The sequence below is a fragment of the Candidatus Hydrogenedentota bacterium genome (assembly GCA_035416745.1).
Taxonomy (GTDB): domain Bacteria; phylum Hydrogenedentota; class Hydrogenedentia; order Hydrogenedentales; family SLHB01; genus UBA2224.
Genome location: DAOLNV010000076.1, coordinates 15,834 through 27,543 on the forward strand (window position 1 = coordinate 15,834; position 11,710 = coordinate 27,543).

11 protein-coding genes are annotated in these 11,710 nt (G+C 60.1%); 3 read left to right on the plus strand and 8 right to left on the minus strand.

Features of this window, described 5'->3' with window-relative positions:
- Positions 1-17 precede the first annotated feature (17 nt).
- The 4 genes from PLJ71_18115 to PLJ71_18130 form a co-directional block, all read right to left on the minus strand.
- On the minus strand, positions 18-2,201 hold the full coding sequence (locus PLJ71_18115) for a DUF3488 and transglutaminase-like domain-containing protein (protein ID HQM50608.1): 2,184 nt from the start codon (positions 2,199-2,201) through the stop codon (positions 18-20).
- Positions 2,194-3,267, minus strand: a complete 1,074-nt coding sequence (locus tag PLJ71_18120) for a DUF58 domain-containing protein (protein HQM50609.1) — start codon at positions 3,265-3,267, stop codon at positions 2,194-2,196. Before PLJ71_18120 ends, PLJ71_18115 begins: the two co-directional genes overlap by 8 nt.
- Before the next feature lie 5 nt (positions 3,268-3,272).
- Entirely contained in the window at positions 3,273-4,286 is a 1,014-nt protein-coding gene (locus PLJ71_18125; protein HQM50610.1) for a MoxR family ATPase, read from the minus strand.
- 436 nt (positions 4,287-4,722) lie between these two features.
- Positions 4,723-5,688, minus strand: coding sequence for a dienelactone hydrolase family protein (locus PLJ71_18130; protein HQM50611.1), 966 nt, complete (start codon positions 5,686-5,688; stop codon positions 4,723-4,725).
- A gap of 125 nt (positions 5,689-5,813) precedes the next feature.
- On the opposite strand from PLJ71_18130, the gene PLJ71_18135 reads away from it, so the two are divergent.
- On the plus strand, positions 5,814-6,221 hold the full coding sequence (locus PLJ71_18135) for a hypothetical protein (GenBank protein HQM50612.1): 408 nt from the start codon (positions 5,814-5,816) through the stop codon (positions 6,219-6,221).
- A gap of 288 nt (positions 6,222-6,509) precedes the next feature.
- Complete coding sequence (gene tatA, locus PLJ71_18140; GenBank protein HQM50613.1) at positions 6,510-6,698, plus strand: twin-arginine translocase TatA/TatE family subunit; 189 nt, start codon at positions 6,510-6,512, stop codon at positions 6,696-6,698.
- Between the two features lie 71 nt (positions 6,699-6,769).
- Here tatA and PLJ71_18145 read toward each other — a convergent pair whose 3' ends face one another.
- A complete protein-coding gene (locus tag PLJ71_18145; GenBank protein HQM50614.1) occupies positions 6,770-8,194 on the minus strand; it encodes a HEAT repeat domain-containing protein in 1,425 nt (474 codons plus the stop codon).
- Positions 8,195-8,247: 53 nt separating this feature from the next.
- Positions 8,248-9,615, minus strand: coding sequence for a sigma-54 dependent transcriptional regulator (locus PLJ71_18150; GenBank protein ID HQM50615.1), 1,368 nt, complete (start codon positions 9,613-9,615; stop codon positions 8,248-8,250).
- Between the two features lie 282 nt (positions 9,616-9,897).
- Between PLJ71_18150 and PLJ71_18155 the strand changes: the two genes are divergently transcribed.
- Positions 9,898-10,755: an HDOD domain-containing protein gene (locus tag PLJ71_18155; GenBank protein ID HQM50616.1), complete on the plus strand. Its 858-nt coding sequence runs from the start codon at positions 9,898-9,900 to the stop codon at positions 10,753-10,755.
- A 37-nt stretch (positions 10,756-10,792) separates the two neighbouring features.
- On the opposite strand, the gene PLJ71_18160 is transcribed toward PLJ71_18155, so the two are convergent.
- Together PLJ71_18160 and PLJ71_18165 are read right to left on the minus strand one after the other, a co-directional pair.
- Positions 10,793-11,329 (minus strand): hypothetical protein, encoded by a 537-nt coding sequence (locus PLJ71_18160; protein HQM50617.1) that lies wholly within the window; start codon positions 11,327-11,329, stop codon positions 10,793-10,795.
- A 170-nt stretch (positions 11,330-11,499) separates the two neighbouring features.
- Positions 11,500-11,710, minus strand: a 211-nt coding sequence (locus tag PLJ71_18165; protein ID HQM50618.1) for a GxxExxY protein, incomplete at its 5' end; no start/stop codon positions are given.

The following is an 11,710-nucleotide window of genomic DNA, read 5'->3' on the forward strand; positions in this document are numbered from 1 at the left end:
GGTCGGTCGCCGCCTCCTCAACGCACGGCGCGAATGCCTTTCATCAGTTGTTTCAGCCGCACCTTGTCGAGCGGACGTTTCCCGAACCGGGCCTCGTTATACGTGTGCAGCGCCTCAGTCAGCGGTCCGGATTCCTCGAGGTGTGCGTTGCGCGCCGCCAGGAGCAACTCCCCGGCTGTCTTTCCTCTCGAGTCGATGCCGCGGCGTTTAAGGAGCCTGTTAACACGCGCGAGGAGATGAACCGCCCTCTTCTGCGTGTCGGTAAGGACATTGGAGCTTCTGGGGGATTTTCGCTTGAGTCGTACGTACACCAGTGCGAGGACCACGCTGGCCACCATCCCGGGGAGAGCAAGAAACGAGAGGAAACCGGGACGCTTGTCCATGGGGCCTCCGTCATCCAGCAAACCGGTGTATGGCGTGAAAACCCATGTAAGAAAGCCCCCTCCCAAGTCCTTGATACGCCCCAAATTAAACCCGCCCTTGTAGCCGATGACGCCACTATACCAGGCGATCCTCAATCGCAGTCCCAAACGGGAAACAGCCAGTTGCGCGCGTTCCAACAGCGATCCGAATCCGCTGCCGGATTGAGGAGACGGGTCGAACGTGACCCATCCGTAATCGAGAAAATAGGCCTCGACCCACAGGTGCGCCATATCCCGGCTGACGATGTAGGCCCGGTCAGTCTCGCTCCATTCCCCTCCGCGATAACCTGATACCACCCGTGTAGGTATGCCCAGACTGCGCAACATGAGGGCGAGAGCGCTCGCGAACAGTTCACAGTGTCCCCGCCGGGCCTCGAACAAGAACGCATCAATTGGGGAGTGCCTGGGCAGGGATGGTGTGTCAAGCGTGTAAGAAAAAGCGTCTGACCCCAACCAGGCTTCGAGTGCGCGCGCCTTATCGTAGGGCGTATCCTGGCCTTCCGCAAGCTGTTGGGCAAGGCGCACCGTACGCTGCTCGAGGGTATGGCGTGTCAGGAGAAAGTAGTCCCGGCCGGAAATCACGCGGTCGTAATTCGTCCTGGCGCCGCGGAGCTGTTCGGGCGTGGGATTCACGATTTCCGAGACTACCTGATAGCTGATGGTTGCGGATTTGCGGCGTTCGACCCGCACGAAATGCCCATCTTGAACGGGATCCCAGTTTACGGTGGCGCCATCGCATTCGAGGCGCAGCGGCGACGGCATGCAGGGCAGGCCTCCGCTCGGCACATCCTCAAGATAGATCGACTGGCGCACCTGCTGACCTTTCCCGGTTGGTTCCCGCGCCACCGCTGAGGGGTCGTTTGTGGCAAGCGGAACCGCGCGCGGGCGCCCGTCGTGAATGCCGTAGGGCCCGCCCAGGCGTTCCCACACGCCCGCCGTGAAGGTGTCCATGGTGTTGCTGCGCCAATATAGGGCGCCGTCGTACCGGCCATCGGGATTGTCAGGGAATTCGACGCGCATCACGGGGGTGTGATCGGCCGCGATGCGGCCCCCTTGTCCAATTTCCACGGTATCGCTGAGCCCGGTCTGCGTGGCCGCCTCGTCAGCGGCCAGCAGGTTGCTGCGTCCCAGAATTCCCGCTTCCATGCGCGGCGTACCGAAAAAGAACCCTGCCGTAAGCACGACCGACGCGATACAAACCACGCTGACCGAGCGGACCGTCCCCCAGTCCAGCAACCGGGCGGAGTGCGACACGGCTTCCGGCTCTCGTTCTGACAGGGGAATAACATCGGCAAGGCCGCTCGGACCCACTTGACTTATTTCCGTGCGAACCTGGAGGGCCAAGAGAGCCCAGACCGCACTGACAAGTGCAAACAGCATGACCAGGCCGATGGAGGCGTCCGGACCCAGTCCGCAGGCCGCCACCACAAGCAGAAAACACATGAAAAACAACTGGTAGAAGTCCTTACGCTCTTTCCGGTGCGCGAGCTTGTGTGCCTGAATGAAAATGATCAGGATGATTACAGCCGTGAGAAGGCCGAACAAGCCCACCCACATTGGAAGTGACACCGAAAACAGCGCGGTGGCGCCGTTTGTGGCGTATCGGTACCACGTAAACCGGCCGTCCATATATTCTCCCAGGGGCCAGAGCGCCAACAGGAGTAGCCCCACGGTCATGATATCCGCGCCGAGCGTCGGGGCCGAGGCGAGCGCCAAAAAGCTCGACAGGAGCAATGCCGCCGTGCTGACGCTCAATAGCCTGTCAACGCTCCTACGCATACACCACTTCCTCGGGCCGCATCACGTGTGCCGAGCCGATTCGCTCGCCCCACTGGCCCGGATCCGGGGAGATGTAGACGTGAATCACCCGGCGCGATTCGTCGAGCAGGGCAACGCGAGAGAACGGATCCAACATGGTTGCGGGTTCGGGTTCGAGGCGTGCCAGCGTCTCCAGCAACCGCGTTGCCTGGGTTTTCCCCTCGTCCTCGGGCAAATGTTCCCCCGCCGTCATCAATCCCACCAGGAACTGACGGTTCAGCATCGTGACGCCCAACGAAGCAATCATCTCGATGGCCTCTTCAAACCGCTCTTCGAAGTCCGGCAACCCTTCCCTCGCGCGCGCATCAAATATAAAAAGCACGCAACGTGACGTCTCGAGGGCCATCTCCTTGACGACTAGGTCGTCTGTCTTGGCACTAATGCGCCAGGCGACATGCCGAAGATCGTCGCCGGGGAGGTATCCGCGCAAACTGAAGAAGTCGTCGCCCATGCCGCGAGCGAGGCGGGGCAGGTCGCCCACGCGCCGCGTGGCATCCAGGGCAGCCGGGCGAACGGCCCTTACGCGGGGATACACCACGACCTCCGCCGAATCGTGTACCCGCAGCCGCGTCTCGATAAGGCCGAAGGGAAAGGTCGTGACCAGATTGATGGGAGGGGGTGGAAACACGCCCCGTTTCGAGAACAGCGCGTTGATGCGAACGACTCCCGCTTTCCGCGGAGGCAGTTTCACCATGTAGCCCACCGAATTCCCGGGCTGCTCAGCCAGTTCGATGTGAAGGGAGATGGTGGGCAGAAAGGGCTTGTGGTTCTCGACGCGCACAGTAATCCCGACACTTTCCCCGCGATGGACCGCGGACGGCGCTTCGCATATCACGTTCAAGCCCCGCAGATTGCGCGCCGAAAAGAAGACGGACAGCAAGAGGAAGCTTATCAGGGCCCCCACGAGGAGGTAGAGGAGGTTCATCCCGCTGTTCCATGCCGCCAGCAGCACGATCAGGGTTATAATGATGAAGACTTGCCCCGCCCGGGGCAAATGCCATGTGATGCCGCGTATCCGCAGGTTCATGGGAGTCACCGGGGTATGGGCGTGTTCTTGACCACGTCGAACACCGCCCGAGCGCGGGACCGGGCCGCCGCAGCGAGGTTCCCTTCTCGCGAGCGCACGAGCACGCGATGCGACAGGGCCGGCACGGCCATCTGCTTGACGTCGTCGGGCGTGACGTAGTCGCGCCCTTCCACGAGCGCATGGGCCTGGCTCGCTTCATAAAACGCTTGGGCCGCTCGAGGACTGGCCCCGAGCTGAATGTGCTCGTGTTGCCGAGTCCCTTGCACGATGGCCAGCATGTAACTGGCCACGCTGTCGTCCACATGAACGTCTCCCACTTGCTGCTGAAGGCCAACGATTTCGTCGGCTGACAGCACGGGTTCGAGGCGCGCCATCTCGGCGCGGGGATCGCGCCGTCGCATGATGTGCAACTCGTCCTCGCTACCCGGATAGCCAATTTCCACCCGAAGCATGAAACGGTCAAGCTGGGACTCCGGCAAGGGGTAGGTGCCCTCATACTCGATGGGGTTCTGAGTGGCCAGGACAATGAACGGCTGCGGCAGGTTCCTGGTCACGCCGTCTACCGAGACCTGAAACTCGCTCATCGCCTCGAGCAAGGCGCTCTGGTTCTTTGGAGGCGTGCGGTTTATCTCGTCTGCCAGCACCACACCGGCAAAAATCGGGCCCGGCCGGAACTCGAATTCCCGCGTTTTCGGATTCAACACGGAAACGCCAAGGATATCGGAGGGCAGCATGTCGCTGGTGAACTGAATGCGGCTGAACCTGCAGTCTATGGAGCGCGCCAGCCCCTGAGCCAGCGTGGTCTTACCGATTCCAGGAACATCCTCGATCAGGATATGCCCGCGCGCCAGCAACCCCGTCACACACAGCTTGACCGTCTCACGCTTGCCAAAAATGACCCGTTCGACGCCATTTATCAACGCTTCTATGCGCGCCGCGATGCGGGGATCAAGGCTGCACTCCCTCTCGGCTCTCATTACACGCCCAGACCCATCCTTAACCGTACGCAACTGCGTCATGCCCGTTTCTCCATTTTGCTCCAGACCCAAACGGCCCTCTTGTCATAGCTTCTACACCAAGTACAAATTCGAAATGATTTCGCCGCCGATTTTCAGAGAAACGTCACGTATTGCGCTGTCTTCCGCAACGAGCTGGGCCCGGATGTTGTCGTCGAGCGGCCAGCAATAACTCATAACATCCACAACGACCCAAAACGTCCACAAATTCCCGAATAGGCATCTCCCGGCAATACGGCATTACCGCAACAGAGCGATTTGCAGAACGGCGGTGACCGCCGAAATCACCACGCATATACGAACAGGGGCTGGAACCCAAAGGGCGGTTTCTTGTGGAGTGCTCCGGGATCTGTTCCACGTGCCCGAATCCTCACTGGCAGATTGAAATACTCGCGTCACGATGCGACCTCGTCAAAGCAGCTATTCGAGGTTCGCGATTCTATATCCAGCGCTCGAACCAGGCGTCTGCCGCATCGAGCGCCTCGACGGTAAGAGACCGGCCGCGCGCATGGGTCCAGTTCTCGATGGCATTCTCGGCGCCCAGCATGCGATACACGTTTCGCGCGGCATCGGCAGCCTTCTGGCAGCTTTTCGTGTTGGACAGTTTCTCGTCGTTCAGCGCGGTGATAAGCAGGGTCGGCGTGGGCGCCGCAAGAGCCAATATGTGTTCCCAATCGAAAGGATAGTTCCTTGTGGCCACCGCTTCTTCGAGGTTTGGCAGCAGCATGCACTCGCCGTCCTGCACCCAGCGCCCCGGCTTCTTGTCATCCTGGAAACGGGTGAAGCCGCAACTTGCCACGCACACCTGTACCCGTTCGTCAAGAGCCGCCACAAGCAGCGCACAGGTTCCCCCCAGCCCATGACCGATGATGCCCATGCGCGCCGCATCCACCCCGGGGGTCTCTGCCAATGCCTCGAGCGCACAGGTGTAATCCCACATCATCTTGCCGAGCAAGGACGCTTTCGGCCAGTCTTTGTAGAAGTTTGTCGTGTCATAGGCGTCCCTGCCCGGAGAGACGCGTTCTCCAGTGGTCACGCAGTCGGGGGCAATGGTTGCGAAACCTTGTTCGGCATAGTGCTGGGCAAACGCCAGGAAACGGTCTCCCGCCAAACCAGCCGGCTCGGCTTTGCCTTCGGGCGTTTCACTGTGGCAGCAGACGATCGCCGGGGCCGGGTCCTTGCGCTCGGGCAAGAACAGCCACGCCGTGATACGCTCCCACTCGGTCACGAAGTAATTCACGCGTCTCCGGACATAGCCGGAGAACGATTCTTCGTCCATAACCTTCAACTGCAGTTCCGCCCGCTCCTTGGGGAGTTTGCCGAATTGTCTCAAGACGGCAGACTCGATTTCCTTGCGGGCCTGTATCCAATCTAACGGGTTTTTCAGCTTATTAAGGTCGACCATTTCCGTCCTTCCACACCAGTCATGGCACGCATGCTTTACACGTACGGCTTGCACGCCGGCTGCATGGTAGATATACCGGTGTCTTGGAATCAAATCGTTATGTTCGGTACATGATGGAGGGGAGCATGCTCAGGGACTTGGGAACACTCACCGCCTCGTGGCTGGGCCACCTTATCGGAAGGGTTGGCCAATGGCTGGGCGCGCCGGCCCCGGAACGGTTCGGGCACATCACCGAGTACTACAGCAATCCCATCGTGTCGCGGATGCGTCTCAGCGGGATCGTGTTCGGTAACGCCGTAGTCTACTCGGTGGCTGACCCCGCCGTGCCGGTGTTGCGGTACGATAAACAAGGGTACGTCGAACTGCGCGAGCACGAATGGGCCCACGTCGCCCAGTATCAGGGGTGGGGAGCAGTGTTCTGGCTCAAGTATCTGGCAGCGGAGACCGCGCGGCCGTTTTCAGTGAGCCGCATCAATCATTACGAGATGCAGGCGGATGACGCGTGCCGGAAACAAGTGCAGGCGGGGGGCTAGCCCGGGAACAGGCGGGGGAGTTCCCGACGCAGGAACGCAAAACCAAGCAGATGGGGGGAATAGGCTGGAGGCAGTGGAGACGGCGCGGCTTTTTCGGCCTGTGGAACACTGTCGGCGTATCGCCGCGTATGGGAAGCGAGCCGTTCCCGTCGCGAAACAGGTCCCGGAGCACGAAGCAGGTTCGCTGAAAGCTGCCAGACTTGCCCTTGCAAAGGCGTGCCGGGAAAAGATATACTTTCCAGAGGTGCTGAACATACAGATTCTCAACCTATTCGAAGGTGAACGATTATGTGGCAACCAGGAATGTGGGAGCTTGTGGTCATACTGATTATCGTGCTGGTCGTGTTCGGCACGGGCAAATTGTCGAACATCGGCAGTTCGCTCGGGACGGCCATCCGCGATTTCAAGCAAAGCGTGAAAGAGGTTCCCGAAAAGGACGACAAGCCCGAAGAGAAGAAAGACGAGGAAACGTCCTGAACCGCAGCCAGGCAGGTCCGTACACTTCAGGTTGCATGAGAGGGGCGGCTGAAGAGGGTGAGCTGCCTTTTTTATGCGTCCCTTCCCACCAAGGAGCGTCCCGCGATCGTGTTGATGGCTAGCTCGGCAAGCTGCCGGATGTCGGGATTGCTGTCTACTCGTTTGGCTTCGAGGGCTTTCGTCGCACCCATTGCATCGCGCCCCAGCGTTCTAAGTGCTTGAATAGCAGCTATTTGTACCCTCGCGCAGGGTTCACGAAGGGCGGCGACAAGGGCGGAGACAATCTCGGCGCCGCTTTCCTTTCGCTTTGCTAATGCCAATGCAGCGGCCACTCGAACGCCGCCGTCCGGGTCTCGAAGGGCACGGCGCAGGGTGTCGCGAACCTGCAGACCTTCGTTCCGGATCTGGTCGAGAGCCTCGATTGCAGCCAGACGAATCTCGGCATCGGGGCTGCGGACTGCGGCGAGCAAATGCGGGTTGAGCGGGAACGCGTGCGGCGCGAGCCGGCTGAATGCCGCAAGTGCGCGCGTCTGCACGGCGACGTCCGTATCGATGAGGCGGTTTCCAAGCGCCACCACCACCGCGGGAAGCATTGCGGCCTGACGCGGCGCCAGTTTTTCCAGCGCTTCCACGGCATGAAATCGCACCGTGGGGTCGGAGTCTTTGAGAACCGCAAGGAGATACGGCACGGCAGGCGCCGCGGCATCTCCGAACACGTCAAGGGCACGGGCGGCTTCCTTTCGTACCGACGCTACAGGATCGCGCAGGGCTTTGCCCAAACCAAGCGCCGCCGCGCGGGACGGACTGGGTATTTCGGAGAGTGACCGGGCCGCTTCGAAGCGAACTTCCGCGCAGGGATCGCTCAGACATTCGACAAGCATGGCGACAAATTCGGCCCGTATTCGGAGCAAAGCCCCGGCCCCCGCGGCTGCGCCGGCCCGCCGCCCGGAATCCGGTCCCCGTATCAACCCGGTAAGCTTGGCAAGAACCGGTTCCTGCACCTTGTCCAACAACTTGAGAACACGAACGACGGCATTTCGCACCGGCTCGCCGTCTGACAGCCCGTCAAGCAGCCGCAACAGGACTTCCTCGTCGCCGCCTGCGATTTGGCCCAAGGCGTCTACGGCAGCCTGCCGGACTCCTATATCCGGGTCGTCGAGGGTCCCCAGGAGCGGCTTGACGGCGTCCCGGGCATGTGCACGAATTCCGCGCAAGATGACCGCCGACCATTGACGAACCTCCGGCGAGGGGTGTGCCAGCCCTTTTACGATCTCCGGCACGTGTTTGGCCGAAACATGGCCTTGGTTGGACCATTCGGCCAGAAGGAAAGCGCCGGCAGCGGACGCGGCACTCTCATGGGTTGTAAGCAGTTGAAACAGCCTCGCAGCCAGAACCTCGTCACCGCACTCCACCAATTCCCGGGCAATAGCCATGGAGCGCGCGGTGTCTGTCGATTGAATCAAGTCTTCCACAAGCTGTTGCGGCGAATCGGCCAACGGTGCTCTCCCCCACGCCCGGAACTGACACTACCGGTTAGAGGTTCGGGTTGTCAACGAATATCATATTGTTTGAGTTTGCGGTATAGCGTTCGCAGCCCGATGCCAAGCATTTTTGCGCACGCTTCCTTGTTGAAACCACACACTTTCATCGTCTCCTGAATAACAATGCGCTCGACTTGCTCCATGGTCACCCCTGTCGGAATGCGAATCTCGCTCACTTCGGGCGCGGTGTCACGGCGTATGTGCTGGGGGATGTCGTCGACATCCAAGGTATGTCCCTTGCGGGCCATGGTGACCATCCCCTCGATGATGTTGCGCAATTCGCGCACATTCCCGGGCCAGTCATAGCGCCCGAGGACGTCCATGGCGCCGCGTGTGATGCCTTCGATGCGCTTCTGATTAGCTTCGCTTGCTTCATGGATAAAGTGCTGCACAAGTAGCGGAACGTCTTCGCGCCGTTCACGCAGAGCCGGGATTTCGATAACGACGACGCGAAGGCGATAGTACAGGTCATCGCGAAATTCCCCGCGCTCGACCATTTCGCGCAAGGGCCGGTTCGTTGCGGCGATCAGGCGCACGTCGACGGTCATGGTGCGGGAATCCCCGAGACGCTCGAACTGCTGATACTCGAGGACGCGCAGGAGTTTGGCCTGGAGCGCCGGCGTAAGTTCGCATACCTCGTCGAGGAAAAGGGTGCCGGTATCGGCCAGTTCGAAGCGGCCTTTCCGGATTTGAGTAGCACCTGTGAACGCGCCGGGCACGTGACCGAACAATTCGCTCTCGACCAGCGCCTCAGGGATGCTGGCACAGTTGAGTTTTACGAAGGGGGCGTCGCGCCTGGGGCTGTTATTGTGGATGGCTTGAGCGACAAGGTCCTTGCCGGTGCCGGTCTCGCCCTGAATCAGAACGGTGGACCTGGATGGGGCAATCTGACGAACCGCACTGTAGACTTTGATCATTTGCCGCGATTTTCCGACGAGATTGCCCAGTCCGTATTGCTCGTCGAGGCGCCGTTTCAATTCGTGCTGCTCGAGCATGAGGCGCATCCGGCCCAAGCCGCGCTGAATAACGGCCTCGAGTTTGCCCAGGTTGAGCGGTTTTGTCTGGAAATCGTAAGCGCCCTGGCGCATGGCTTCGGTAGCGAGTTCCACGTCAGGCTCTTCGGTAATCAGAATCACACACATTTCGGGGCTGCGTTCGAGGGCAAGTTCGAGGAGGCGCATACCATTGATTCTATGGGCATTCAGTTCGGTTATAAGCACGTCGTAAGTGCGATCATCGAGGCGGTTGAAGGCCTTCTCCCCATCGTCCACCCATTCCACCTCGTAATGGCGTTCATCAAGGTAGGAAATGATGCGGCGGGCGGTGGTGGGAGTGCGCTCAACCAGTAGGATTTCAGCTGTCAACGCTTGATTCAAGACTCATGTACCCTCAGTATGTCCAGACTGCCGCGGGGGACATGGCCACGGCCGCGGACGAATGCCGCCCCACGGGACATTGGGCGACTGCCCAAGAGAGAACCACGGAAGCGCGCCTGTTGGGCAATCCGCAGCATCCCAGTGCAAACCATTCGAAGCGTACCATAGCAAAGCTCAAAAAAACCGTTCAAATGCGGAACGGGCAGAGAGATTGCGCCGTCCGTTGTTAAATCAGTATGCTAAGGAGGGATCAAAGAAACAACTGGTAGGAGCCGCAAACACGTGAGTTATTCGCCTATTCCCAAAGCAATCGAGGAACTAGAAGTCTTGCCGACGCTTCCGACGGTCTTGACCCAGATTCTCAGCACGGCGGCCGACCCCGAGGCGTCGGCGCTTGACCTGGCGCAGCACATTGCGGCGGATCAGGCGCTGGCTGCAACACTCCTGCGCATTGTCAATTCGGCCTACTACGGGTTCAAGCGGGAAATTGTGAAAATCCCGGACGCAATCGTCATTCTGGGCTTCACGGAAGTCCGGAATCTCGCGCTCGCCGCAACAGCCTTCGAGACCTTTCCAGAATCCGAGTCGGCCTATGACCGCACGCAGCTCTGGCGGCACTCGATCGCCGCGGCCATCGCTGCCGACAGGTGTGCCCGCGCCTGCGCGCTGCTCGATCCCGATGTATTCTTTGTAGCCGGGCTTCTTCACGACATCGGCAAGGTCGTATTCGACGTTCTGCATCCAGAAGGATACCGCGTCGCGGCGTTGCGCGCCCACGCGCAGGAGGAGCGCATTTTCGAGACCGAGCGCCAGGTCTTTCAGTACGACCACGCGTTGCTTGGCGCGGCGTTAGCCAAACATTGGAACCTTCCGGGCTTTATCACCGCCGCCATTAAAGACCACCACGCCGCGGAAACGAGCCAAACGCTCTCAGATATGCCTATGGTTGTCGCGGTGGCGAATTGCCTCGTGTATGAGGCGGGGCTCGGCGAGGCCAGCAGCGGCGTCACGCCCTGCTGCCCGCTCGAACCCGCGCAATCTCTGGGAATCTCCCAAGCCGCGTTGCGTGACATCGAGAAAGAGTTGCGCCAGGCCGCTCCGCGAATCGAAGGGCTGATCGGCGCCTTTCCCGAAGAATAGGGGGGTATGCCGCCCGAAACGCCGGCCTCGCGGCAGCCTACCCGCTGACCCCCGAATGTCTTTTAAGGAGAGCGCGCAGCTTCTCATAGGAAGGCAAGCGTTCTCCGGTATCTGAGAAATGAGCCTCTATCCATCCGAGGACCGCAATGATGACGTTCGGACGCCATCTGTGAACGGGCCGGGCGATTTCGTCTCTCAGGTACTGGATGTCGCGCAGCAGCGCCCTTCGCGCTTCCCCGTCAAGGGCGCAGAGATCGGCCTCTTCGACGATGCGCTCCATCAAGACGGGCACACCCGCGGACGCGGCTTCGTTTTCAGAGAGGGCGCCGGGGAAACGCAGGCCGAATTCAGAGGCGTTCTCGACGAGGTCGATGCCGTCCGCAGTGATGCGGGCCCCGTCGAACAATGGCGGGCTGAAGCCCAGCATGAGTTCCACCAATCCGCGGTCATGAAGGTAATGGATATTGGGGATCAGGTTCTCGCGAGAAATAATGCCATCCTCGAGGAGATCGGCGGGCACTATCATGTCGAGCGGATCGTGCATATAGCGTTCGTACAAACGCTCTAACAGCACTCGGCGCACATGTTTGGGATGCGGACATTCCATGAACTTATTATATCAGGAAGCCTTGGCATGAACGAGCCGTGCGAAGATCCCAAATCTCCGGATAACACGACGATTGCGGAAACTCACACAGAGGCACAAAGGACACGGAAGAAATGGAGCGCTCGCCGAAGCGAAATCTACTCAACGTCTCCGTTTATGATCCGGAAAATGCCGTCCCTCATCAAAGCCTTGCCGAAGTTCAGTAGATAGCCGAGTCTGATGCCCGTCAACCGCAGATAGCCCAACACCTGCTTGTGGTGCGCCTTCGTGACCTTCTCCACGGATTTGAGTTCCACAAGAACGGTATCCTCCACAATGAGGTCTGTACGAAACCCTTCGTCGAACCGG

Excerpts from the sequence above, each read along its gene's own strand:
- PLJ71_18130 (HQM50611.1), bottom strand. The coding sequence starts at position 5,688 with ATGGTCGACCTTAATAAGCTGAAAAACCCGTTAGATTGGATACAGGCC.
- PLJ71_18125 (HQM50610.1), bottom strand. The coding sequence starts at position 4,286 with ATGACGCAGTTGCGTACGGTTAAGGATGGGTCTGGGCGTGTAATGAGA.
- PLJ71_18135 (HQM50612.1), top strand. The coding sequence starts at position 5,814 with ATGCTCAGGGACTTGGGAACACTCACCGCCTCGTGGCTGGGCCACCTT.
- PLJ71_18115 (HQM50608.1), bottom strand. The coding sequence starts at position 2,201 with ATGCGTAGGAGCGTTGACAGGCTATTGAGCGTCAGCACGGCGGCATTG.
- tatA (HQM50613.1), top strand. The coding sequence starts at position 6,510 with ATGTGGCAACCAGGAATGTGGGAGCTTGTGGTCATACTGATTATCGTG.
- PLJ71_18120 (HQM50609.1), bottom strand. The coding sequence starts at position 3,267 with ATGAACCTGCGGATACGCGGCATCACATGGCATTTGCCCCGGGCGGGG.